Below are 26,005 nucleotides of genomic sequence, written 5' to 3' on the forward strand. Positions count from 1 at the left end.
GGTGTTGGCTGCGTAATTGCCGTAATTTGACAAATATAGCAAAAGGGTTTTGGAATCATGAATCAAAACCAAAAACTTGGAGTGCAGGGATTTATTAAATAATTATGGGGTACACTTTTGTTATTTAATATAATCTTCCGATATTTGCAAACCCAATTGAAAAAAGTCAATCATTACTGGATACATATATCATGGCAAAAATTTGTGACATTACTGGAAAAAGGCCTCAGGTAGGAAATAACGTATCACACGCCAATAATAAAACGAAGCGTAGATTTTACCCTAACCTGCATAAGAAGAGCTTTTATATCCCTGAAGAAGACGCATGGATCACTTTAAAGGTGTCGTCTTCCGCTTTGAGGACGATAAATAAAAAAGGAATCAGCACTGTGTTGAAAGAAGCGCAGAAAAAAGGAGAGATTATTATTAAATAAGACTTGCCTCATACCAATATTAAATTAACAGGAAATGGCTAAGAAAGGTAATAGAGTTCAGGTGATTTTAGAGTGCACTGAACATAAAACAAGTGGAATGCCCGGGACATCTCGGTACATCACCACCAAGAACAGGAAAAACACTACTGAGAGGTTGGAACTTAAAAAATTCAACCCTATCTTGAAGAAGGTGACCGTTCATAAAGAAATAAAATAATCACACACCCTAGGGGTAAAACGATAATATTATGGCTAAGAAAGTAGTAGCAACACTGAAAAAAGAAGGTGGCGTCACTTATGCCAAAGTGATAAAGGCCGTTAGATCTGAGAAAACCGGAGCTTATACCTTCAAGGAGGAAATGGTGCCAAGCCAGACCGTTAAGGAAGTGCTTAAAAAATAAGGCTTCAGGGCTTACTAAGATTTTTACTATCCCTTTCGATTCCAATCGAAAGGGATTTTTGTGTATATTCGGCTCAGATATAAAAATAATTATGGGAATATTTGATTTTTTTTCTAAAGAGAAAAAAGAAAGTTTAGACAAAGGACTTGAAAAGTCAAGTGAAAATCTATTTTCTAAACTTGGAAAGGCCATTGTAGGCAAATCTAAGGTAGATGATGAAATTTTAGATGAGTTGGAAGAAATACTCATTACATCGGATGTAGGTGTAGATACAACGATTAAGATTATCCAGCGAATTGAAGAAAGAGTTAGCAGAGACAAGTACATAAATACTGCTGACCTAGACGTTTTACTAAGAGAGGAAATCGCAGGCCTCTTGGAAGAGAATAATACTCTGGATATTGGAAGCTTTGATCTACCTGCAGATAAAAAGCCCTATGTTATTATGGTAGTGGGTGTCAATGGTGTAGGTAAAACTACCACAATTGGTAAATTGGCTCATCAGTTCAAGTTGGCTGGAAAGTCGGTAGTTCTGGGTGCGGCTGATACCTTTAGGGCCGCTGCAGTAGATCAACTCATTCTTTGGGGTGAACGTGTGGATGTTCCTGTGATTTCGCATGGTATGAATACAGATCCGGCATCTGTAGCCTTTGATACCGTAAAAAAAGCAGTGGACATGAATGCTGATGTGGTAATCGTAGACACTGCAGGAAGGTTACATACCAAGGTAAACCTAATGAATGAATTGACGAAGATTAAAAGGGTGATGCAGAAATTTATCCCTGATGCGCCTCATGAAATCTTATTGGTTCTTGATGGATCCACAGGACAAAATGCTTTTATCCAAGCCAAAGAATTTACCAGAGCCACTGAAATTAGTGCATTGGCCATCACCAAGCTGGATGGTACTGCCAAAGGAGGTGTGGTGATAGGAATTTCAGACCAGTTTAAAATCCCGGTAAAATACATAGGTGTGGGTGAGAAAATGACAGATTTACAAGTTTTTAACCGCAAAGAGTTTGTTGACTCCCTATTCCGAAAAAAATAATTTTTAAGAGGAACTGTTTTTTTGTGAGTTCTGCTGTATGTCAAAGGAAAAACTCTTTGTTTGAAAGCAAGGGATTGTATTGTTAGTGATGATTGGACTTACTTCTTATATAGTGCCTTAAACAAACTAGAGCCTATGAGATGGGGTTCAGAACAAATACTCCGCACAGGGAATAGGTAAACTTGCTTTCAGGCAGGTAAGTGCAGTACGGTCAATTGATCGAATAATAGTACATTTATATTTCATTAATTATAATCCCATGTATTCCATTTCAATAAGATTGGTGCTACTGCTGTTAGCCCTCAATGTTTTCAATTCCATTCAAAGTAAAGCGCAAGATCAGCGACCTAATATTATTTTTATTCTTACTGATGACCAAAGATATGATGCCCTTGGTTATGCAGGCAATGATTTGATCCATACTCCGGAGATGGACAAACTTGCCGAGGAGGGAAGCTATTTTAAAAATGCATTGGTGACCACCCCTATTTGTGCAGCCAGTAGGGCTACGATTTTTACAGGACTTTATGAGCGTAGTCATGCTTATACTTTTCAAACAGGTCCGATTAAGTCAGCCTATATGGAGAAATCCTACCCTAAATTGCTAAAAGAGGCAGGCTATAAGACCGGATTTTTTGGGAAATTTGGCGTCAACTATAGCAATTTGGAAGGTCTTTTTGATTCTTTTGAATCCTATGATAGAAAGGGAAGCTTCCCGGATAGACGTGGCTATTTTTACAAAACCCTTGGAGCCGATACGGTGCATTTGACTCGTTATACAGGACAGCAGGCATTGGATTTCATAGAAGAAGCAGATGCTGATCAGCCCTTTTGCCTTTCACTCTCTTTCAGTGCACCACATGCACATGATAACGCAGAGAAACAATATTTTTGGCAGGATGAAACCGCTCCCTTGCTGGAAGGAGTAACAGTTCCTGATGCCAAAATTTCTGAGGACAAGTATTTTGAAGCACAACCCGAAATTGTAAAAAGTGGATTTAACCGACTTCGATGGACCTGGAGGTACGATACACCTGAAAAATACCAACACAGTGTAAAAGGCTATTACCGGATGATTTCTGGAATTGACTTGGAAATCGCAAAGATCAGGCAGCAATTGAAAGCCAAGGGGATGGATAAGAATACGGTCATTATCCTGATGGGAGACAATGGCTATTTTCTTGGTGAAAGACAAATGGCAGGGAAATGGTTGTTGTATGACAATTCCATTCGGGTTCCCTTGATTGTAATGGATCCTAGGCAAAAGAAACAAGTTGATGCTGAAGAGATGGCAGCAAATGTAGATGTTCCCTCTACCATATTGGATTTGGCGGGTGTAGAAATTCCATCTGATTACCAAGGGAAAAGTTTGCTTCCTGTAATCAAAGGAGCGCCATTAAAAAGAGATACGGTATTGGTAGAACACTTATGGGATTTTGAGAACATTCCTCCTAGTGAAGGATTGAGAACTAAAGGATGGAAGTATTTTCGCTATATCAATGACCAGTCCATTGCAGAGTTGTATGACTTGACTAAGGATCCAATGGAGATTAATAATTTGGCAAAGGATCCCAAATATGCTTCCAAGGTTGCTGCATTTGACAAAAAATTGGATGCCATGGGCTCCAGAATGTCCAATAACAGTACCGCAGCACCTATTAACCACCATGTAGAAATGATAAGGCGATCTTCTGAAAAGAAAATTATTGATAAAAGTCCTGAATTTGGTTGGCAAGTCCCGGAAGGAATCAATTTTCAATCGGCCTATCAATTATTGGTTAGTAGCACCCCTGAAATGAGCAAAAAGAACATTGGAGATGTATGGAATAGTGGGAAAGTGATGGATGGAAATGTGGCCAATATACAGTACAAGGGCCCTGAGTTAAATGAAGGTAAAACCTATTACTGGAAGGTCAGGATTTGGGATGAAGACAATAGAACCGGCCGATATTCAGCCAGTCAAAGCTTTACTATTGGGACAGCAGAAGAATTTATTACCACAGGTAATATTTTTGAAGTGGAAGAAATCCCCCCTACTTCTATTGAGGAAGTAGCAAAGCAAACCTGGCTTGTAGATTTTGGTAAAGCTGCCTTTGCCAATATGTCCTTTGAATATAAAACTACAAAGAATGAAACAATCACAGTAAGGATAGGTGAGCAATTAAAAGAAGGAAGGCTTAATGCTGACCCCCAAGGTAATATTCGATTTGAGGAAGTAGCCGTTGAGGTTAGTCCGGGTAAAATAAAATACACATTGGATTTGCCAAAAGATGAGCGAAATACTGGTCCTGCTGCTGTAGCACTTCCGGATAGTTTCCCCGTACTGCTTCCTTTTAGGTATGCTGAAATTATAGCAGAAAAAAAACCTGAAAAGTTAGCTCAGCAGGCCTATTTCGGCTTTTTTGATGAAGATGAGAGTAAGTTTTCAAGCTCAGATACCATATTGAATCAGGTATGGGATCTTTGCAAATATTCAATGAAAGCTACTTCCTTTGCCGGAATCTATGTCGATGGTGATAGAGAAAGGATCCCCTATGAGGCAGATGCATACATCAATCAACTGAGCCACTATGCGGTCGATTGGGAGTACCCGATTGCGAGAAAGACCATTGAGTATTTCATGGAAAACCCAACTTGGCCCACTGAATGGCAGCTGCATGTGGCCTTGATGTTTTATGAGGACTATATGTATACCGGGAATCTAGAGCTTGTAGAAAAATATTATGATGAACTAAAGCACAAAACGCTAATGGAATTGGCGCGTGAGGATGGGTTGATAAGCTCTGAAAAGGCTAGTCCCGAGTTCATGAAAAAATTGGGGTTTAAAGACCCCAAAGTCAAATTGAAGGACATTGTCGACTGGCCACCGGCTCAAAAAGATACCGGTTGGAAACTGGCCACTCCGGAAGGAGAGCGAGATGGTTTTGTGTTTACCCCTATTAATACTGTGATCAATGCCTTATACTTCCGTAATTTGGAGATTATGGGTGAATTTGCACGCCTTTTGAATAGGAATGATGAGGCCAGAGAATATGAATTGATGGCAGTTAAAGTAAAAAAGGCGGTTAATGAAAAATTAATGGATCCTGATAAAGGAGTTTATCTCGATGGTGAAGGTGCAGGACATTCCTCTCTTCATGCCAATATGATGCCTTTGGCTTTTAATATGGTGCCGGAAGAAAAGGTAGCTTCTGTAGTGGATTTTATTAAATCCAGAGGGATGGCTTGTAGTGTTTATGGTTCTCAGTACCTGATGGATGGGCTGTATAATGCAGGAGAAGCAGATTATGCACTGGAACTAATGACTGCTACCCATGACCGTAGTTGGTGGAACATGATTGCCATTGGGTCTACCGTCACCTTGGAAGCATGGGACATGAAGTACAAGCCCAATGCAGATTGGAACCATGCCTGGGGAGCTGTTCCCGGCAATATTGTTGCCCGCAAAATGTGGGGGATTGTACCTAAAACACCAGGAGCAGGCTTGTTGGAAATCAAGCCCCAATTGGGTAGTTTGACGGCTACAGAGATAACGGTTCCATTTATTACCGGAAAGGTGAATGCTTCCTACAAAAAAGTTAACAACCGTTTGCAACGCTATGTTTTTGACTTGCCTGCAAATGTTTCAGCGGAATTGCTATTGGAATACAATACAGGTGATGCCATTTCCCTCAATGGAGAAAAGGTAAATACAAGTTTTGGCTCCATAAGGCTTTCCCCGGGGAAAAATGAAATTTTGCTCAAGGTCAATTCATTTTAATAAGTATCTTGTAAACCATTGTTTTGTAAAAATAGGCAGATAGCTTTCAAAGTATGCCTTTTTGAGATTTTAATCCGGAGTATGTAATAGAAGTCCTATAGCATATTTCGGATTTAACAGTAATTGCATCATTGTTTTAGACTGGCTGAAACTATATTATGGGAGCGCACCATCATCACCACCATCAATCAGGGAAAAATCTGAAAATCGCATTTTTTTTAAATCTGGGATTTACCCTTTTGGAAATTGTAGGTGGTTTGTATGTAAATAGTATTGCAATCATTTCAGATGCAGTACATGACTTGGGAGATAGCCTTGCCTTAGGGTCTGCTTGGTATTTGGATAAAAAGTCCGAGCAAAGATCAGATGCAAAATTTTCATTTGGCTACTCTCGATTTTCGCTATTGGGTGCACTTATTAATAGTCTGGTGTTGATTGGAGGTTCTGTGTATGTGATAAGTGAGGCTGTTGGTCGCTTGCTAAACCCGGAGCAATCAGATGCTGAAGGAATGTTTTATTTTGCCATATTAGGTATACTTGTCAATGGTTATGCTGCATGGAAAATGAGTGGAGGAAAAACCCTAAATGAGAAAGTGGTTTCTTGGCATTTACTTGAAGATGTTTTAGGGTGGGTAGCAGTTATGATTGTAGCGATTGTTTTGTACTTCAAGGATATACCCTATTTAGATCCTGCTCTTTCTTTGTTTATAACGGCATACATTCTATGGGGAGTGGTAGGGAGGTTGAAGGAAACTTTGTATGTGTTTCTTCAAGGGGTACCCAAAGAAATTGATTTAGTAAAAATTGAAAAAGAATTACTTTCTATAGATCATGTACAATCCCTACATCACACCCATATTTGGTCTTTAGAGGGGGAGCATCATGTTTTCTCTACCCATTTGAAACTGGAGAGAATTGACTCTTTCGATATTATAGTAGGTGTGAAAAATGAAGCTAAAGCCCTTTTGAAAAAATACCATTTCAAACATTTTACTATTGAAACAGAATTGGATACTGAGAATTGTACTTTAGTTTCCGAGGACAGTTAGTCCATTTTTTTTTAGGGAACCCTAACCTAGCTGGGATTGAACTTTGGTAATTGAATGCTCTGCGCATTTTATTACCCATTAAAAAATAAACGTTAGGTATAATTATCGATAGGTTTCTCTTTCATAGCAACAGCTAAATGAAAATTAAGCGATGGATTTTTTCATGTTTTATTTTCAAGTCTTTAAGGTAATCTCACTTGGTTTCAAACGCTGGAATGGACAGTTTCACCTTATAAAAGGAATGAAATGCGTGGAAAAGAGATAGATATCTATTATATTTTTTTATATTGAATAACATTATCGAGAGTTGGTTTCTAGCAGCTTGTTGGGCAGCAACATCAATTCAGCTTACCTATAGTATCTTATATAATAAACAACTTTTAACGATGATTCCATTTTAAACCTATAAAAACCAAACCATGAAAGACTTAAAAAAGGAAGACCTTGACCAAGAAGTTTTTGATCTATATGACGATTATGCACACAGTAGGATAGAGCGAAGAGAGTTTGTAAATAAGCTATCCAAATTTGCGGTTGGGGGACTAACAGTGTCTGCAATAATGGGGTTTTTAATGCCAAATTATGCCAAAACAAGTCGGTTTTCTGCTGCGGATCCTCGCCTCGTGGAAGAAATCATCACCTATGATTCTCCAAAAGGCGCCGGAAAAATGAAAGCCCTTTTGGTCCGTCCAAAGGAAGTAAAAGGTAAAATGCCGGGGATAGTGGTGGTGCACGAAAACAGAGGGCTTAACCCCTATATTGAAGATACCGCAAGACAAGCTGCCTTGGATGGCTTCATTGCTCTAGCACCCGATGCCTTGTCACCAATGGGAGGTTACCCCGGGACGGATGATGAGGGCAGGACAATGCAGAGAAAAAGGGACAGAGAAGATATGTTACAGGATTTTATTGCGGGTTTTGAAACCCTGAAAGCCCATGAAAATTGCACAGGTAAAGTAGGGGTAGTAGGATTTTGCTTTGGAGGATGGGTTTCCAATATGATGGCAGTGAGAGTGCCTGATCTGTCTGCTGCTGTGCCATTTTATGGAGGCCAACCCTCAGCTGAAGAAACTGCAAAAATTCAAGCTCCTTTAATGTTGCATTTTGCGGAATTGGATAAACGAGTTAATGAAGGGTGGCCTGATTATGAGGAAGCATTAAAGGCGAATAATAAAACGTATACTGCTTATATGTATCCAGAGGTTAACCATGGTTTTCACAACCATTCTACTCCCCGATATGATGAAGCTGCAGCAAAACTTGCCTGGGGAAGAACCATTGATTTTTTTAAGGAAAAATTGAGTTAAAGACCTATATCTTTGAGCCGATTCGCTAGTGAGACTTCTCACAGAGAAGGTTCATTTTGAGTCTTAGTGAAATTAAAGCTATATCGGGTTTATTGGCCTGATCCATTTAAACTTTATTAAAATGAAGGTTATATTTTTGGGATTTCTTTTTCTCTGGTTTTTGCCTGGTTTTTCTCAGGTGACGACTATCACACGAAACCCTGAAATTCAAGAAATGACAGGGCTGGTTTCTTCTGATAGCTTGGCTCTTTATTTGGAGGGATTGGTTGCATTTGGTACCCGTCACTCTTTAAGTGAAGAGGCTGAAAATAGAGGGATAGAGGCAGCCAGAAATTATGTTTTGTCAAAGTTCAAGTCATTTGAAAGTCAATCCAAAGGCAGGCTCAGTTCCAAAATCGATTATTTCACTGTTTATCCCGATGGAAAGCGGGTAAACCGGGAAGTGAAAATGGGAAATGTAATGGCCACGCTCAAAGGAAGTGATCCGGATGATGACAGGGTTTTTGTGGTGAGTGGACATATTGATAGCAGGGTTTCAGATATCATGAATCAAGAGAGTGATGCACCCGGTGCGAATGATGATGGATCTGGCGTGGTGGCTTTAATAGAGATGGTTAGGATTATGTCAGAAGGAAATTTCCCTGCCACCATAGTTTTTGTGGCTGTATCCGGAGAAGAACAAGGTTTGATAGGAGCCAGCCATTTGGCAAAAAAAGCCAAAGAAGAACATTGGAATTTGGTAGCAATGATCAATAATGACATGATCGGTAACAGCCAATCAAGTGGTACTGGAATCAGGGACAATACAAAGTTAAGGGTCTTTAGTGAAGGAGTGCCCCTTTATGAAACAAAAGAAATGGCTCTCTTAAGACGGCGGACCAATGCAGAGAATGACAGCAAGTCAAGGCAACTTGCCAGGTATATCAAAGAGGTGGCAGAAAGATATATTGCTCATTTGGAAATAAAATTGATTTACAGAAATGATCGTTTTTTAAGGGGAGGAGACCACACTCCATTTTCCAGAGAAGGGTTTACCGCTGTACGGCTTTGCGAGATGAATGAAAATTATACCCAGCAGCATCAGGACCAAAGAGTAGCGGATGGAATTGCCTATGGGGACAAAGTGGAGCATATTGACTTTGAATACCTGCGAAAAAATACTGCTGCCAACCTAGCGGTTTTGGCCAATCTGGCAGGAGGGCCATCTGTACCTCAAAATGTGGGGATACGCATAAGCGAGCTTACAAACAGCACTCAATTGGTTTGGGGAGAACCAAAACATGGCCAGGTAGCCGGATACAATGTTTTACTTCGGGAAACAAGTTCCTCAATGTGGGAAAAGAAATTTTATACCAATGAAACAGCTATCGATTTGCCTTATTCTAAAGACAATTATTTTTTTGCTGTTCAAGCCGTTGGTAAAGGTGGACAAGAAAGCCTTGCTGTATTTCCTAAGCCCGTTCGGGATTAGGAAGATAAAGTGCTGCTTAGATGGCTAGATTAGCCTAATATGCGAAATTTAGCAAATGAGCTGCCGAAAAGGTTTTAAATACCTTATTGAAGTAATCACAATATTCAGCAAACATCCCCGGATTATTGCAGTCCATACCGGATGATATCGCAAATGCAACTACCTCTGCCGGAATAGGTATGGTGGCAATTGACATAAAAGTCTTTTCTTCTGTCATCAGTAGGGTCATGTATACATAAAGTCCGTATTGAAGTCCATCTTGCCCCATAAGGTATTCGTTACCTAAGGATAATATCCACGCTATTTTCCTTCCTCCATCAAATTCATTCCAAAGAGAGTAGTCCGTATCAATGGTGAAACCACTTACTCCGAAGCGCATCGCAAAGTTTTGATTGATTATTTCACCAACAGCTACCAAAAGGTCTTCAAAGTTGGTTTGTGAAAAATCATTTTGCACACCATAAAAGTAAAGCTGCATGTCATTATTATCCGGATTAATGGCTTGAAATGCTTCTTCGGTAGGGTTGTACATAAGTGAGATCCCTTCGGGTACAGCAATGACCACTCCGGTATTGATGTCTTCATAAATATCAAAACGCATGGCGTCATAATCCAATTGAATATTCATATCGAGCTCAAATTCATCTGAAAGCATGAGTAGGTTTTCAGGGTCATCAGAAGACTCAATCATATCGGTCAGGGATCTGTTCTTTGTAGGATGAAATTCAAAACCAATGGCTTTGACTGGAGAGATATTTGTTGTTGCGGAACCCGATCCGGACAAAATCATTTTATTCGATTCAATTGATGATGGGTTAGTGCTAGGGGACTGAATAATGGCTGCAGCAGAAAAAAGCTGGGTTAGGTTTTCAAAACCACTTGGCAAATCATTATTAGAGGAGTTCTCTAATTCGGTCAAATAGCTGGCGGGAATTATCCAACTCACATTGCTGGCGCCTTTTTCAAGTCCACCATCTCCTATACCTATGAGCTTGCTCTGCTGGTCAAATACCGGGGCCCCAGAAAACCCGGGTAAGAGGCTTCCCTCAAGGTAAAGGATATTGAGGTCAAGGGCTGGGAATCCGATTTTTGCCAAAGCTTCTTTGTCCTTTTTAGGTATCAGGTGGCTGAGGGTTTCAGGGTTTACAAATCCTTTTTTCATTTGTCTAGAAGAACTTCCTGTCGCCCCCCCATTGTACCCAATCGCAAACACATCAGTTCCAAATTTCACCTTTGAAGTATTAAATTGGCTAATGGGTACCACTGTTGAAGGGGGAGGGGCTTGTCCTTCAATTAATTCCAAAAGAACCAAATCGGCCTTTTGAAGTACTTTTTTAATTTTGGCCTTTCTCCAGGCTTGCCCTTGATACAGGATTCGTATGTCTCCTGTCCGGCTCATTCCATGAAGAGAAGTGACAATCTGGTTTGGGCTTTTCCATACAAAACCTGTAAGGGCAATTGATGAATTATTGTTTACAGCTACAACCACCTTTACCAAAGCATTTTTTACATTGTCAGGATCAAATTGTCTGGCAGAAATTTTATAGGAGAGTAGCAATGACAGGACGAGGCACCAAATTATCTTATTCATGGTTGAAAATTTTAATCAGTGAATGAAGGATCAATTCCCTTTCAGCTTGGCTAAATTGATTTTTTAGCTTGAATATTATCTCAGGCCAAGGCGTACCGGAGTTTTCAAAGGCAAGGCTCATTTCATTAAGGGTACTGTTTTGATCGAGTTGAGTAATTTCCTGACTCGCAACTATGGTGGCTTCGGCACTTGAATTATCTCCGCAAAAACTATCTCTTAAAATCAATAGGGTTGTCATGCTCTGAATTTCATTAAGGTCCTTTTTGAGTTGGGTAACAAGTTTTTCCCATATTCCACCTGCGGTATTGAAAGTATTGAAGAGTTCAGTAGCCGGCGTTTCGGAATTGGCATAAACCAAAAAATCGCAGGCTTCAATTTTAAACTCAGTGGAGTAAAGTACATTGGCCTCTCTTTTGGCGATAGTGGAGTCTGCTCGGATAAATCCGGTAACAAATTTTCTGGCTTCAATATCTGAATAACCAATTTCAAGATAGTCATTCATTTTATCCGCCAGACTAGGTGCAAAGGGATTGTTAGCGCGAATATAGAGACCTAATAAAATGCCCACTACGGAAAATAGCCCGAATGATCCTATTCTCAAACTTTTGATTGGATCCAAGAATTTTTCGTTCAATCCCACCAAAATAGCCAATAAAGAAGAAATGGTACCTATTACGCCGCTCACTACTGGGGAGACTGATAATCCCAATAGCAAGCCTAAAAAAGCGCCAATCCCTAATCCATTGAAAATAGCAGCAAAAGCCTGAAACTTTCCAGGCTTATGGTTCCCTTGTCCATCGGGGATTAAATCTTTTAATGGTTTATCAGAAGAATTGCTTTTGGTGGAGTTCTGTTCTTCCATTACGTGAAGGTTTGGGTTAAAGTAAGGTAATGGTAGAAAATGTGGTTGTCTTTACTCTAATTTAGTAAAAAATACGGGTTAGAAAGAAATATAATGATTTATTTCGCTTAAACATGATGTTTAAGTTTTTCATTTTGTGGACAATTATTTGATTTGTGATCAGAATTAAAGCGAGAAGCGGCCTGAACTGTCAAAAATACCTGGTGTATGTATTTAGGTACGATTACTGCTTCGATTATTATATAAACTAATGCGTAGATTAATATTCAAGAAAGTTTTACGTTGATAAAGTTTATTTTGAAGATGTTCTTTCAATAAATTATTTAATTAGATATGAAATATTATATGTTAACTTATTTGTTATCTGAAGGCTATATGGAAAACAGAGGTGAGTTTAGAGAAGATCACTTGGCACTAGCAGATGAGTTTTATAAAAAAGGAGTGTTATTAATGGGAGGAGCACTTTCTAGACCTGCAGATAAAGCTGTTTTGATTTTCCGATCTGAAGGCGAAGATGATGCCAAGGATTTTATAAAAGCGGACCCTTACGTGAAAAATGGACTTGTGGAAAGCTGGGAGCTGAGGGAGTGGAAAGTGGTTGTAGGTGTTGTTTGATTGATTATAGAGCCTTTGTTATAATTATTATTTATATATGACTTATGATTTGATCAAGGGGTAATCTTGCTTTTTTTTAATTAATTTTTTATATTCATGATATATTAATTTTTTAATGGGGTAATTATATAGTTAAGATATGGTTTGTTTTAATTAAACTTTTATTGATAGTAAAATATTTTGTAGCACTCTAATTTTATTCTAGGATGAGATATTCTATGGTTTTTGCATTTTTATTGATCTGTGAAAGTGTTATTGGTCAATCGACAGATAATAAAATTCAATCAAAAGGAAATATAGGTCTAGGCACCCTCAATCCTAAGGATAAATTAGAAGTAGTTGGGCGAACGGTATTGCGTGGAGATCTATATATAATGGGAGATGAATTTGTTCAATTTGTACAAGGGAAGGATAGTGATAAAAGAGGTGTATCATTAGGAGTAAATGATTTTGGGCTCAAGACCAGGTATAGAAGGTGGAGTGGTGGATCGAGGGCTTATAATCAGATTTGGTATGATCAGGGCGGTAGTGATTTCTTTTTTGGAGGGTCTACTCTTCCAATTTTTTCTATCTCAAATAAGGGGGTAGGTGTAGGAACAAAAGAGATCACTCATAATCTCACCATAAATGGTTCAGGTAAATTTTTGGGAGGGGAGTCGAGTTACACCGAAATCAATTCAAACAATAGTGGTGCTTATATGCGTCAATATGGTAAAGGAGGAGCAAATTTGAGTTGGATCATTCGAGGTTATTCTAACAATAATTTGCAAGCGGAATTCAATATGGGCGGAGTATTGGTTAAAGGAAAAGTTCAGGCTGAAGAAGTAAATATTTCCTTAGATGGATGGGCGGATTATGTTTTTAAAGAGGGCTATAAGCTTAGGAGCTTGGGTGAACTTAAATCATTCATTAATGAAAATGGACATTTGCCTGGAATACCGAAAGCTGCTATAGTGGAAAAGAATGGGCTCAACTTAGGTGAAATGAACACCAAATTACTGGAGAAAATAGAGGAGCTTACCCTTTATATCATTTATCAGGAAGAGCAGATTCAAGAGCTTTTGAAATTACAAAATGAAGTGGAAAAATTAAAGCAAGCTATGCCCATCGATTAGCTTATCCTTTAATTTCCAATATATTAACCAAGATATCCAAACAAGAATAATTGCCATGACAGGGCATGCTTATTTTCGAGTATTTGATTAATAATTTTTCATCAATTATTAAAAAAGGAAATTGAACATAGCTTTTTTCATTATAGGTAATGCCAAGCCTTTTTTCCAAAGTGGAGGTTATTTATAATTTATTTTTTTAGATTAGTACATTGGAGTCCTACGCTATAAAAAATGATGATTCGGATGAGTTTAGGTCTCTAGTTTTTGTGATAAGTAGGAATTTGATTAGGGTATATTCCATTTTACTTAATAAACGTTTTATCATTGTGTCAATTTAAGTTGTTTTGGACGGACAATGACAGCTTTATATCTAAAAAATAAGTCATAATTATGTATTTAAAATCTATATTTTTAATAGTGTTGAGCCTTTTGGTTCAATTATCCTATGCCAACCCAGAAAACGATAAAATCAAGGTATTAATCGTGGATGGGCAAAACAATCATTCAGCTTGGCCTAAAACAAGTTTGATGATGAAAAGTCAGTTAGAGGAAATCGGTCTATTCGAAGTGACCATTGAGCGAACCAAATTTACCTGGAATGGTGCTGAAAACAGTGCTTATTTAACTAAGGCCGAGGCTGGTAAAACGGAAGATTTAAAGGAGCCAAAATCAGATCCTGAATTTAGCCCAGACTTTATGTCTTATGATGTGGTAGTTTCCAATTTTGGTTGGAATGCGGCTCCATGGCCTGCTGAAACCATGAAGAAATTTGAGCAGTTTGTCCATTCAGGTGGAGGTTTTGTGAGTGTGCATGCGGCAGACAATTCATTTCCGGAATGGGAGGCATACAATGAAATGATAGGCATAGGGGGCTGGGGAGACCGAAATGAAAAAGATGGGCCTTATGTATATTATGATTCCGATGGGAAATTGGTCAGGGACAATACTCCGGGGCCTGCCGGAGCACATGGAGCCAAAAACAACTTCACCATACATTTGACGGATGAAAGCCATCCAATTACCGCAGGTATGCCTAAAAGTTGGATTTCAGCTAAAGACGAATGCTATGCACGACTTAGAGGCCCTGCCAAGAACATGACAATTCTGGCAACAGGCGAAGACCTCACCAATAAAAATAGAGGTGGCCGATATGAACCGGTCTTTATGGTGATAAATTATGGGAAAGGAAAAGTATTCCATACCACCCTTGGTCATGACCAAGGTTCTCTTGAAGGAGTAGGGTTTATTACCTCATTTACAAGGGGCGTGGAATGGGCTGCTACGGGGAAAGTTACCATTCCTATTCCAAATGATTTCCCAACAAAAGAGGCCTCCAAATCTAGATCTTTTACATTTTGAGAAAAGATTTGCTTTCAAATTGATAGCACGAATGACAAGGACCATTATTTTAATTTGTGTTTTTTATTGAATTGGTAGAGCAAATGTTGAGTGATTTTAATCAAGAATAATATAGCAAATAACCATTAATTTATTTCCTCTTTGCCTTTTAACAGGCATTTACTAAATCGATTTATTGATGAAAATAATTAAACCCAGTCTTTTTTTATTGAGCATATTTCTTCTCAGCTGTGGAACAAACGAGGTACAACAGGAAAGCCAAGAAAAGAAACCAAACATACTATTTGTTTTTGCTGATGACATGACTTTTGAAGTCTTAGACCAGTTGGAACAAAATGAAATATACACGCCAAACCTCGATAAATTAATGTCGGAGGGCACATCATTTACAAAAGCCTATAATATGGGCAGTTGGTCCGGTGCCGTATGTACAGCCTCCAGGAGCATGATGATTTCCGGTAGGAGCGTGTGGAATGCATTTAATATTAAAGAGGAGTGGAAGAAAGGAGATAAAACAGATTTGACTTTGCCCAAGTTGCTAGAAAACTCCGGCTATGAAACTTACATGACAGGTAAATGGCATGTGGATGTTCCTGCATCAGATATATTTAATCATGCTGTCAACATTCGACCGGGAATGCCTAAGGATGCCTGGTCAGGAAATAATATGGGAGCGAAGTTTGATTCCATTAGCAAAATTGGAGCTGAACCACATACTATCATGCCAATAGGCTATAATAGACCCCTCAGTGAAGACCAAGATAATTGGTCGCCTTCCGATCCGGCTTTTGGTGGGTTTTGGGAAGGAGGAACGCACTGGAGCGAGGTACTAAGAAATGATGCTTACACTTTTTTAGACAGTGCCTCTCAATCGAGTAATCCATTTTTTATGTATTTGGCTTTTAATGCTGTTCACGACCCGAGACAATCCCCAGGGAGCTTTTTAGATCTTTATGCTGTGGATGATATACAAATTCCTAAAAACTTTATGCCTGTATATCCTTTTAAAGATGAGATAGGAAATGGTCCTGCATTAAGGGATGAAGCATTGGCACCTTATCCCCGAACGCCTTATTCCGTTAAAAAGCACCTTCAGGAATATTATGCCATCATTTCTCATATGGATCATCAGATAGGAGAAATATTAAATGAGCTGGAAAGAAAAGGCCTTCGGGAAAATACCTATATAATTTTCACAGCTGATCATGGTTTAGCCATGGGGAGCCATGGCTTAATGGGGAAACAAACCATGTTTGACCACAGCATGGCTGCACCCTTTATTATTTCTGGACCTAATCTACCAAAAGGACAAAGGTTAGAACAAGACATCTACATTCAAGATGCTATGGCCACAATATTAGATATTGCGGGGGTAGAAAAACCGGATTATGTGGAGTTTAATAGTCTTTTGGGTCTAATTCAAGGAAATGAGGAGCAGATTTATGAAGACATTTATGGGGCTTATTTGAAAAATCAACGGATGATAAAAAAAGATGGTTATAAGCTCACTGTCTATCCGAAGGCAAAAAAAATACTTTTATTCGATATGAAAAAAGACCCTTTTGAAATGAATGATTTAGCAGATCAGCCAGAATATCAAGAAAGAATTAAATCCTTATTTGCAGAACTTCAGCAAAAACAAATTCTATTAAATGATGCATTGGTTTTAAACGCAACGGATTATGATATTTAATAGGTCAGTCACTTCTACTTTCAAGCAATTCGCCTTTATTAATTCTTTATGGGCAGTGATGTTCTTGATTTCATGCGGAAAAGAAAACAATAACCAATCTCAAGAGAGGCCCAGACCAAATATTATATACATAATGGCTGATGATCATACCAGTCAGGCATTTGGCGTGTATGGCAGTAGGCTGGCAGGCTTAAACCCCAGCCCTACTTTGGATAGCTTGGCCAAATCGGGTATGATATTTGAAAATTGTTTTGTCAATAATTCCATTTGTGTACCCAGTAGGGCTGCCGTCTTAACTGGTCAGCGTGCCCAAACAAATGGAGTGATTGACCTGGAGGGAAGTCTTGCCCCTGAAAAACAATATTTACCTTTGGAGTTAAAAAAACTTGGCTATCAAACAGCCATTATAGGAAAGTGGCACTTGAAAGAAGAACCGGCATCATTTGACTATTATAAAGTTCTTGAACAGCAGGGGACTTATTTTGATCCTACTTTTAGGGTGCAAGGGGAGAAGCCTTGGCCTTCAAATGAAGTGCAATATGAAGGACATTCTTCCGATGTTATCACTGACCAAGTAATAGATTGGTTTGAAAAAGAGAAAGAAGTGGATAAGCCATTCTTCCTCATGTACCATTTCAAAGCGCCTCATGATGATTTTGAAAATGCCCCAAGGTATGAGGATTATTTGGAAGAGGTTTTTATTCCTGAACCGGAAAGTTTATATGACAATGCAAACAATGGTTCGGTGGCGACAAGGGGTGAAGGTGATAGTTTGACCAGATACATAGGCTCTTCTGTTTCACATAGGAATTTGATAAGAAATCAGGCCATGAATATTTGGCAGGGGCCTAATCATAAAAACTATAGAAATGCAGCGGATATTTTACCAGGTGAATTGGTGAAATGGGAAATGGATGAGGATGAGAAGGCTTATACTTCAAAAGTTTACCAAAGCTATTTGAAAAAATACCTTCGCTGTGTCAAGGGAATAGATGACAATATGAAGCGCTTTCTGGCTTATTTAAAAGAAAATGGATTGTTAGAAAATACGATTATTGTTTACACCAGTGATCAAGGTTTTATGCTTGGGGAGCATGATTATATAGACAAACGCTGGATGTATGAAGAATCTTTAAGAATGCCATTTTTTATTCGTTACCCTGAGAAAATTCAAGCAAATACCAGAACAGATGCAATTATAAACAATACGGATTTTGCTCCAACGCTAATAGCAATGGCAGGTGGTGAAAAGCCTGAATATATGCAAGGCAATAGTTTTAAGGAAATACTGGAAACAAATGAAGAACCTGAAGATTGGCAAAAATCCACTTATTACAGGTATTGGATGCATTTGGCTCATCGGCATGGAAACCCTGCACATTTTGGGGTGAGAACCAAACGCTATAAATTGATTTTTTATTATGGGAAATATTGGGTAGATACAGGAGATCCCAATGCGAGTTGGAATAAAGCCAGCTGGGGGAATGATTTTACTACCCATACCCCGGTCGCCTGGGAGTTTTATGATTTAGAAAAAGACCCTAAAGAAATGAATAATCTGTATGGCGATCCCGCATATTCCGATACCATAGCTGAATTGAAACAAGAGTTGAAAAAATTAAGGAAGGAATTAAACGAGACGGATAAAGATTACCCTCATATCCAAAAGGTAATCGACACGCATTGGAATGATTAGCTTTATGAAAAGCTGATTATCCACAAAAGAATAGTGAACGGTTAAATATAAAAAGAGGAATGAAGATGAAGGCCATAGGATTTAGAAGATCGCTTCCAATTACTGAAGAAGAAAGTTTTATTGCGTTTGACACTGACAAACCCAGCCCGTCGGGATTTGATATACTAGTAGAAGTTGCTGCAGTAGCTGTGAATCCGGTAGACTTTAAAGTCAGACAAAATGCGGCAAAAGATATAGTCCTAGACAGTCCAAAGATCCTAGGTTATGATGGACTGGGAACCGTTGTGGAGGTAGGAGATAAGGTAAGCCATTTTGAAGTTGGGGATGAGGTGTATTATGCGGGTGATATCAGTAGGAGTGGGAGCAATGCAATGTACCAATTGATGGATGAGCGAATTGTAGGGGAAAAGCCGAAGACCTTGTCAGCAGCAGAGGCGGTGGCATTACCATTGACAGGCCTAACTGCCTGGGAGGCTATATTTGACCGCATGAAGGTGGATCCTAAGGCAGACAAGGGAAAGTCCATCCTTATCCTTGCTGGTGCCGGAGGTGTAGGCTCAATTGCCATACAAATTGCAAAACAAATAGCGGGGCTTACAGTGATCGCCACGGCTTCTCGTGATGAAACTGAACGTTGGTGCAAGTCCATGGGAGCTGACCATGTGGTAAATCACCATGAGTTAAAAACCAGTTTAAAGCAAGTTGGCTTCAAGGAAGTGGATTATGTGCTCGACTGTGTGGATATCAATGGATATTGGGAAACGCTTGTTGATATCGTCAAGCCGCAAGGGCATATTGTTACCATTACAGGTAGTGAAAAACCACTAAACTTGATGTTGCTGAAAGAAAAAAGTGTGACCTTCTCTTGGGAATATATGTTTACTCGTTCACTGTATACCACCTCAGATATTTTAAAGCAACAGCAAATCCTTAATGAGTTGGCCGGTTTAATTGATCAAGGCCTGATAAAAACTACGCTAAATACTATTTTCAATGGGTTTAGTGTGGACAATTTTAAAAAGGCACACAGGCTTCAAGAATCAGGGAAATCCATTGGAAAAACTGTAATCGTATTTTAATGGTGGGTTTAAACTTGTTACATTTTGCTTAATTTGTGGAGACTTAAATTTACATTATTGTATAGGCATGGCTTCACTTAAAACCCAACTGGCTAAAGCCGGGATTAATAATTTTTTCTTTTTGTTGCTGGGCACCATATTATTGGCTTACTTATTTCCCCACTGGGGAGAAGCTAGGGGAGACCTAAGTATAGATAGGTTGACCTATTATGGGGTCTCTCTGATTTTTTTCTTTTATGGTGTAAAGATTAGCCCATCCACCTTAAAATTGGGTTTGTCTAATTGGAAGTTACATCTGCTTATTCAAGGGACCACTTTTCTGGTTTTCCCTTTATTGATATTATTGCTTTATGGCCTTTTTGGGATTGAAGGCAATTTGTTTTGGCTAGGAACCTTTTATTTGGCGGCCTTACCCTCCACTGTTTCCTCCTCTGTTGTAATGGTGTCAATTGCAGGAGGGAATCTTCCAGCCGCAATATTTAATGCCAGTATATCCAGTATTGTAGGCATATTGATTACTCCCTTATGGATGGGGGTTTTCCTTAGTGCCGAAAATGCCGATTTTGAAATTTTCAATACTGTTTGGGCACTGGTACAGCAAATTTTTATTCCTGTGGTGATAGGTTTTATGCTTCATAAAAGGCTTTATTTCTGGGTGCAGACCTACGGTAAACTACTCAAAAATTTTGATCAACTTGTAATCCTATTGATTGTATTTTCTGCTTTTTCTCATTCATTTGGCGGCAATATGTTTGAAGGCCAAAATATTTTAAGCTTGGGTCTTTGGATGCTGCTCTTTTTTATTTTTATGGCTTTAGGAATGTTTCTATTGGGGAGGTTGCTTTCATTCAATAGGGCTGACAAAATTACCGTTTTATTTTGCGGGTCTAAAAAATCCTTGGTGCAAGGAGCAGTCATGGGTAAGATTTTATTTCCTGATCCCACCATTTTTGGGGTGGTATTGCTGCCCTTGATGTTGTACCATACCTTACAGCTAATTCTAGGCAGTGCGTTGGCAGAAAGGCTGGCACATCAGCAAACCAGTGAGCAGGTTTAAGCGGAAAGCTTTCTATTGACTATTAATGGTGAGAAAGGGTGAAACCTAGAGGCTCGTATCACTACCCATTGAATAGGAAATAATCAATCGCCAGATCCCGAAGTAGATTACCACAAAGCGAGATAAAAAATCTTTTTGCTTAGGTAAACGATTGGTCTCCTGAAGCTTCAGCGGTTAATCTTTCAGCAATTTCTTTACCCAGGTACCGATCGATTAAGCCATGTCCTGCATACAATACAGGGGTTAGCACCACGGCCACAGAAAACTTATAAATGTAATTGATTATTCCTACGGCTATGATCTGCTGTAGGGACCAATTTCCGAACACATAAAATGCAATACCCAGCACTACAAAGGAGTCGATAAACTGAGAAACCAGCGTGGAACCCGTAGCCCTTAGCCAAATCATTTTTGCACCGGTTATGCGTCTTAATTTCTGGAAAATATAGACATCAAGTAGCTGGCCAATTAAAAAGGCGACAAGGGAACCTATAATAATCCCTAAGCCTTGCCTAAAGATGGTGTTAAAGGCATAGTCAATATTAAAAGGATTTCCTTGATTGTCCACTTGATTTACCTCTAGCCAGAAATTTGCCGGAGGAAGTTTGGTGACAAGGGAGATGACTATAAAAACATAGGCAATAAGTGCAGCAGTGATAAAGCTGATTTTACGTACTCCTTTTTTTCCGAAGTATTCATTGATAATATCAGTGGTGATAAAAACCACCGGCCAAATTACCGCTCCTGCGGTCAAGTTAAAATCCAAAATGTACGCATCAAAAAAGGCCCAATTGACGGGATTTAAGCCCAAAGTTTGCTCCCCTGAAAAAATTTTAACCCCAATAATTTCTGCTAAAATGGCATTGGTGAGAAAGACTCCTCCTAGAATTATAAATAAATTCGTTTTTTTGGATTGATAAACCTTCTCGTCGATGTTCATATTTATTTGATAGAATAAGTATTGCCTTCTACACTTAATGTACTTTCTTCAAATATTTCTTTGGCTTCTTTCAGTAGCAAGTCTAATTTGGAATACCTACTTGAATAATGACCCAATAGCAATTGCTTTACCTTTGCTTCTTTGGCTATCAAAGCGGCTTCTTTGGCGGTACTATGCTTGGTGACTTTTGCTCGTTTTTTTTCATCTTCCATAAAGGTAGATTCATGATAAAGTAAATCTGATCCTTTGATGTGAGGAACCAAGTCTATATTAAAAGCAGTGTCGGAACAGTAACTGTACTTTCTTGGAGAAGATACCTCACAGAATTCATCAGCTTTATACACCACATTGCCAGCTTTGTCAAGAACATCTTTTCCGGTTTGCAGGGTGTGTATGGCTGCTACCTCAGGCTTATATTTTGCCATCATCTCCTTATTCAGGTGTACCCTTTCTTTCTTTTCTTCAAAACTAAATCCTGTGCAGGGTATTCTGTGCTCCAAAGGATAAGAGTAAATTGTAAGGTCTCTGATTTCCGCTAATTTTATCTTTCCCTGCGGAACAGTAGGGTGGAAAATTAATGGAAAGTTTAGCGTACTTGCGGAGTACTTGAGTTGAATGGTAATAATTTCATCCAGTCCTTTAGGACCATATAAGTGTAAAGGCAACTTTCTGTTGTTGAGACTGTAGGTATTGATCAATCCCATTAATCCCAAATAATGGTCACCATGAAGATGGGAAATAAAGATGTGATTGATTTTGGAGTATTTAATTTTAAAACTTCTGAGTTGTAGTTGTGTTGATTCTCCACAATCAATCAAAAAAGATTCACCATCCCAGGAAATCAATTGAGATGTTTGGTTGCGTCCATGCGCAGGAATAGCTGAATTGGAACCTAGAATGGTGATATTAAAATCCAAAGGCGTATAGGGTTATTCTTCTTCGTCTTTCTCGCTACCACTTTCTATTTCATGAATGAAAATAGCTTCTGCAGCTGCTTCATTGTCATCCACTACTTTAAAAACTTTATCAAGCATAGAAATTTTCAATAATTTAATTACATGCTCTTGGAGTGAGGACAATACAAAAACTCCACCTACTTCATTGAAAGCTCTATTTCCAACCAATAATGCACTTAACCCACTAGAGTCTGCATATTTTACACTTTCCATATTCAAAATTAAGTTTTTGTACCCTTCAGCATGAACGGTAAGCAATTCAGATTTTAATTGTGGAGAAAGTGTGCTGTCAAGCTTTTCTTCCAATAAGGTGAAAACAACAAATTGTTCTTTTTTATCTACAGCGTATTTCATTATTCTTTATGTATTTACCTATTTTGAACATGAGTGAAAGAAAAATGTTCCATTCATGCATATATTTTAGATATGGATTTAAAATTAATTCAAAAACTGATGGGGCCAAAGGGATCCATTCAATTAAATATTTGCCAATATAGCTTCTTTTATTCTTTTTGAGGTGTCATTACTGTTCGCCGGCTGAAATTTCTTGCCGGTGATATGTTCATATAATTCAATATACCGATTGGAAATGGACTCAATTATATCAGGAGTCATTTCAGGGATGGCCTGTCCATCCTTGCCCTGAAAGCCATTTTCAATCAGCCACTGCCTTACAAATTCCTTTGACAATTGTTTTTGTTCCAATCCTTCTTGCTGACGTTTTTCATAGCCTTCCAGATAAAAGTACCTTGAAGAGTCAGGTGTATGTATCTCATCTATAAGAAGAATTTGATCTCCAAATTTACCAAATTCATATTTGGTGTCCACCAGGATCAAACCTTTGCTCCGAGCCATTTTACTTCCCGACTGAAACAAGTCTCTTGTATACTGTTCCAGTTGCAAATAATCTTTTTCACTGACGATGCCTTCACGCAGGATGTTTTCTCTTGAAATGTCCTCGTCATGACCTTGATCAGCTTTGGTGGTTGGGGTAATGATAGGGGTGGGAAGTTGATCGTTTTCTTTTAAACCATCAGGAAGGGCTACACCGCAAATACTGCGTTTTCCTGCTCTATACTCTCTCCATGCATGACCTGCCAAGTATCCCCTAATCACCATTTCAACTTTAAAGGGAACACATTTTTTACCTATGGTGACATTTGGGTCGGGTGTAGAAGTGACCCAGTTGGGAACAATCTCTGCCGTAGATGCTAGAAAATAGGAAGCAATTTGGTTAAGAACTTGCCCTTTATAGGGTATAGGCTTGGGTAAAACTACATCAAAGGCTGATATCCTGTCAGTAGCAACAACCGCAATTACTTGATCAAATATATAGACATCCCTTACTTTGCCTTTATAAAAGTCAAGCTGTCCCGGGAATTCGAATTGTGTATTTTTTATGCCTTGGTTCATTGTGCCTTTGATTTTAAACACAAAAATAGAAAATAATCTGATCCTTGTTCTAAATTTTCAATGTTCCTGAAAATCTCTGTATTAAATCCTACATGATAGTCTAAATTAACTCAGTAAATTTGAAGCAAGAGGCTTACTTGATTTCTTCCTTACCAACCTTATAAGTTTTTTCTTTGGTGATAATGCCGGACTCGTCTTTCCAAATGAATTTCCCATTTCTCAAACCACGTTTATAACGGCCTTCTAAAGAAATTTGACCATTTGAATGATAGCTTACAAAGCTCCCATGTTTGATGCCATTTTGATAATTTATTTCTGTAGCCTTGATACCATCGGGGAAATAGGTGATAGAAAGTCCTTGTAAACTTCCATTTTGGTAATTTTTTTCATGTGTCAATTGACCTGTGGAATTGAATCCGGATTGAATTCCATCTAAAACCCCATTCCTAAAGGATTGCTTCTCATGAATAGCTCCATTTTCAAAATAAGTAGTGTGAGGCCCATGTGGTTTTCCTTTTTCAAATAAGGTCTTGCTTTTTAATTTTCCTGATGGAAAATAACTAATGATCTCCCCCTCAATTCGCCCCTCATGGTAAGAAGCCATTTGCGAAACCTTGCCATTTGGATAGTAAGATCTTGCACTGCCGTGTGGTTGGTTGTTTTTATAGGGGGTGGTTTTTAGCGTATCTTGACTAATTGGATGTAAATCATAAAATATTCCTGAGAGATTACCATTTTCATACTGTCCTACTTGGATTAGATGGCCTTGCGGGTCATATAACATGTAGGAGCCATTGGGCACCCCCTCTGTAGTTTCAAACTTTTCCTTTAGGATGGTTTCTCCTGCATCATAATAGGTAGTGTGAACTTGGGCGAATGATTTACCAGCGAAACAAGTAATTTGGAGCAGGGCGTAAAAAGTAAGTAGTTTCATATCTCCAATTTTCTTTGTGAGTCTACCGAATATTTATTGCCTGTGTTTTTTCTATCACAATGGCAGAAGCCCCACCACCGCCGTTGCAAATCCCTGCCACGCCTAAATTACCCTCTTCTTGGTGCAAAATAGATACTAAAGTAATGATGATTCGGCTTCCTGAACAGCCCAATGGATGTCCCAGTGCCACAGCTCCCCCATAAATATTCAATTTATTTTCAGGGATTTGGAGCAATTGTCGATTGGCCAGTGCGACTGCAGAAAAAGCTTCATTGATTTCAAAATAGTCAATGTCTTTTAATTGGAGTTCAGCGATTTTCAAAGCTTTAGGAATGGCCAAGGAAGGAGCTGTGGTAAACCACAAGGGCTCTCTTGCTGCATCGGCAAAAGCTAGGATTTTACCAACAACAGGTAGGTTTAAAGTTAAGGCAGTTTTCTTTTCGACCAGTAATACGGCAGAAGCACCATCGCTTATATTAGAAGCATTGGCAGCAGTAACAGTTCCCTCAGGCATAAAAACCGGTTTTAATTGAGGGATTTTCTCATAATTTACCTTGCTGAAATCTTCGTCTTCAGATAGGGTATTTGAACTATTCCCTCTGCCAGGTAATGTAATGGGGGTTACCTCATTTCCGAACAAGCCTTTTTCCCAAGCCCGGGCTGCCAATTGATAGCTTTTAATAGCATAATTATCCTGAGCTTCACGGCTTATTTTCATTTTGCTGGCGGTGTTTTCAGCACAATTTCCCATTGGAAAGTTGTGATAAACCTCCTGTAGACCATCTTTATGCAGGCCGTCCACCAAATTGCCATCCCCATATTTATACCCAAAGCGAGCCTTGGGTAGGTAATAGGGGACATTGCTCATGCTCTCCATTCCTCCGGCCACTACCAGGTTTGCTTGGCCGCACATTATGGCTTGAGCACCCAGCATTACTGCCTTCATGCCTGAAGCGCAAACTTTATTAATTGTGGTGCATGGGATGGAACTGGGGAGTCCGGCTTTTATTGCCGCTTGTCTTGCCGGAGCTTGACCTAGGTTTGCAGAAAGTACATTTCCCATCAATACCTCGTCTATGGCTTCGAGGTTTTGTAAACCACTCTTCTCCAAGACCGATTTGATTGCAATACCGCCCAACTCACTTGCTGAAAGTGAAGATAACTTCCCTCCAAATCCACCGATGGGAGTTCTTGTAGCTGCTACGATATATACCTCTTTCATTTT

Annotated in this window: 23 protein-coding genes; 15 read left to right on the forward strand and 8 right to left on the reverse strand. The window is 39.0% G+C overall.

Features of this window, described 5'->3' with window-relative positions:
- Positions 1-191: 191 nt before the first annotated feature.
- From rpmB to ACYVHJ_RS18940, 8 genes are all read left to right on the forward strand, one after another.
- Positions 192-434: a 50S ribosomal protein L28 gene (gene rpmB / locus ACYVHJ_RS18905; RefSeq protein ID WP_339906106.1), complete on the forward strand. Its 243-nt coding sequence runs from the start codon at positions 192-194 to the stop codon at positions 432-434.
- Between the two features lie 34 nt (positions 435-468).
- Complete coding sequence (gene rpmG, locus ACYVHJ_RS18910; RefSeq protein WP_014020702.1) at positions 469-651, forward strand: 50S ribosomal protein L33; 183 nt, start codon at positions 469-471, stop codon at positions 649-651.
- A gap of 31 nt (positions 652-682) precedes the next feature.
- Entirely contained in the window at positions 683-835 is a 153-nt protein-coding gene (locus ACYVHJ_RS18915; RefSeq protein ID WP_339902119.1) for a DUF4295 domain-containing protein, read from the forward strand.
- A 91-nt stretch (positions 836-926) separates the two neighbouring features.
- Positions 927-1,883 carry a signal recognition particle-docking protein FtsY gene (gene ftsY / locus ACYVHJ_RS18920; RefSeq protein ID WP_339902118.1) on the forward strand — a complete coding sequence of 319 codons (957 nt, stop codon included), beginning with the start codon at positions 927-929 and terminating at the stop codon, positions 1,881-1,883.
- 259 nt (positions 1,884-2,142) lie between these two features.
- Positions 2,143-5,643: a sulfatase-like hydrolase/transferase gene (locus ACYVHJ_RS18925; RefSeq protein WP_460517930.1), complete on the forward strand. Its 3,501-nt coding sequence runs from the start codon at positions 2,143-2,145 to the stop codon at positions 5,641-5,643.
- Positions 5,644-5,801: 158 nt separating this feature from the next.
- On the forward strand, positions 5,802-6,692 hold the full coding sequence (locus ACYVHJ_RS18930; protein WP_460517933.1) for a cation diffusion facilitator family transporter: 891 nt from the start codon (positions 5,802-5,804) through the stop codon (positions 6,690-6,692).
- A 419-nt stretch (positions 6,693-7,111) separates the two neighbouring features.
- Positions 7,112-7,999, forward strand: a complete 888-nt coding sequence (locus ACYVHJ_RS18935) for a dienelactone hydrolase family protein (protein ID WP_460517936.1) — start codon at positions 7,112-7,114, stop codon at positions 7,997-7,999.
- A 121-nt stretch (positions 8,000-8,120) separates the two neighbouring features.
- Positions 8,121-9,470: a M28 family metallopeptidase gene (locus ACYVHJ_RS18940; RefSeq protein WP_460517939.1), complete on the forward strand. Its 1,350-nt coding sequence runs from the start codon at positions 8,121-8,123 to the stop codon at positions 9,468-9,470.
- A gap of 34 nt (positions 9,471-9,504) precedes the next feature.
- On the opposite strand, the gene ACYVHJ_RS18945 is transcribed toward ACYVHJ_RS18940, so the two are convergent.
- Positions 9,505-11,061, reverse strand: coding sequence for a S1 family peptidase (locus ACYVHJ_RS18945; protein ID WP_460517942.1), 1,557 nt, complete (start codon positions 11,059-11,061; stop codon positions 9,505-9,507).
- Positions 11,054-11,923 carry a hypothetical protein gene (locus ACYVHJ_RS18950; RefSeq protein ID WP_460517945.1) on the reverse strand — a complete coding sequence of 290 codons (870 nt, stop codon included), beginning with the start codon at positions 11,921-11,923 and terminating at the stop codon, positions 11,054-11,056. Before ACYVHJ_RS18950 ends, ACYVHJ_RS18945 begins: the two co-directional genes overlap by 8 nt.
- 333 nt (positions 11,924-12,256) lie before the next feature.
- On the opposite strand from ACYVHJ_RS18950, the gene ACYVHJ_RS18955 reads away from it, so the two are divergent.
- The 7 genes from ACYVHJ_RS18955 to ACYVHJ_RS18985 all read left to right on the forward strand — a co-directional run bounded on the left by ACYVHJ_RS18955 (position 12,257) and on the right by ACYVHJ_RS18985 (position 20,537).
- Positions 12,257-12,538 (forward strand): YciI-like protein, encoded by a 282-nt coding sequence (locus tag ACYVHJ_RS18955; RefSeq protein WP_339902111.1) that lies wholly within the window; start codon positions 12,257-12,259, stop codon positions 12,536-12,538.
- 206 nt (positions 12,539-12,744) lie between these two features.
- The gene (locus ACYVHJ_RS18960) at positions 12,745-13,653 is read left to right on the forward strand and encodes a hypothetical protein (RefSeq protein ID WP_460517948.1); all 909 of its coding nucleotides are present in this window, start codon (positions 12,745-12,747) and stop codon (positions 13,651-13,653) included.
- 390 nt (positions 13,654-14,043) lie between these two features.
- Positions 14,044-15,012: a ThuA domain-containing protein gene (locus ACYVHJ_RS18965; RefSeq protein WP_460517951.1), complete on the forward strand. Its 969-nt coding sequence runs from the start codon at positions 14,044-14,046 to the stop codon at positions 15,010-15,012.
- Between the two features lie 178 nt (positions 15,013-15,190).
- Entirely contained in the window at positions 15,191-16,705 is a 1,515-nt protein-coding gene (locus ACYVHJ_RS18970; protein WP_460517954.1) for a sulfatase-like hydrolase/transferase, read from the forward strand.
- Positions 16,695-18,401 carry a sulfatase family protein gene (locus tag ACYVHJ_RS18975; RefSeq protein ID WP_460517957.1) on the forward strand — a complete coding sequence of 569 codons (1,707 nt, stop codon included), beginning with the start codon at positions 16,695-16,697 and terminating at the stop codon, positions 18,399-18,401. The genes ACYVHJ_RS18970 and ACYVHJ_RS18975 overlap by 11 nt, the downstream gene beginning before the upstream one ends.
- 65 nt (positions 18,402-18,466) lie before the next feature.
- Positions 18,467-19,480 (forward strand): zinc-binding alcohol dehydrogenase family protein, encoded by a 1,014-nt coding sequence (locus ACYVHJ_RS18980; protein WP_460517960.1) that lies wholly within the window; start codon positions 18,467-18,469, stop codon positions 19,478-19,480.
- 67 nt (positions 19,481-19,547) lie between these two features.
- Positions 19,548-20,537, forward strand: a complete 990-nt coding sequence (locus tag ACYVHJ_RS18985) for a bile acid:sodium symporter family protein (protein WP_460517964.1) — start codon at positions 19,548-19,550, stop codon at positions 20,535-20,537.
- 139 nt (positions 20,538-20,676) lie between these two features.
- Here ACYVHJ_RS18985 and ACYVHJ_RS18990 read toward each other — a convergent pair whose 3' ends face one another.
- From ACYVHJ_RS18990 to ACYVHJ_RS19015, 6 genes are all read right to left on the reverse strand, one after another.
- Positions 20,677-21,477 (reverse strand): queuosine precursor transporter, encoded by an 801-nt coding sequence (locus ACYVHJ_RS18990; protein WP_339902069.1) that lies wholly within the window; start codon positions 21,475-21,477, stop codon positions 20,677-20,679.
- A gap of 2 nt (positions 21,478-21,479) precedes the next feature.
- A complete protein-coding gene (locus ACYVHJ_RS18995; RefSeq protein WP_460517967.1) occupies positions 21,480-22,394 on the reverse strand; it encodes a ribonuclease Z in 915 nt (304 codons plus the stop codon).
- A 12-nt stretch (positions 22,395-22,406) separates the two neighbouring features.
- Positions 22,407-22,787, reverse strand: a complete 381-nt coding sequence (locus tag ACYVHJ_RS19000) for an STAS domain-containing protein (protein WP_339902067.1) — start codon at positions 22,785-22,787, stop codon at positions 22,407-22,409.
- Positions 22,788-22,910: 123 nt separating this feature from the next.
- Positions 22,911-23,846, reverse strand: a complete 936-nt coding sequence (locus tag ACYVHJ_RS19005; protein WP_460517972.1) for a phosphoribosylaminoimidazolesuccinocarboxamide synthase — start codon at positions 23,844-23,846, stop codon at positions 22,911-22,913.
- A 133-nt stretch (positions 23,847-23,979) separates the two neighbouring features.
- The gene (locus tag ACYVHJ_RS19010) at positions 23,980-24,780 is read right to left on the reverse strand and encodes a toxin-antitoxin system YwqK family antitoxin (protein ID WP_460517975.1); all 801 of its coding nucleotides are present in this window, start codon (positions 24,778-24,780) and stop codon (positions 23,980-23,982) included.
- Positions 24,781-24,802: 22 nt separating this feature from the next.
- Complete coding sequence (locus ACYVHJ_RS19015) at positions 24,803-26,002, reverse strand: acetyl-CoA C-acyltransferase (RefSeq protein ID WP_460517978.1); 1,200 nt, start codon at positions 26,000-26,002, stop codon at positions 24,803-24,805.
- Between the last annotated feature and the right edge of the window lie 3 nt (positions 26,003-26,005).

The sequence above is a fragment of the Cyclobacterium sediminis genome (genome assembly GCF_054781075.1).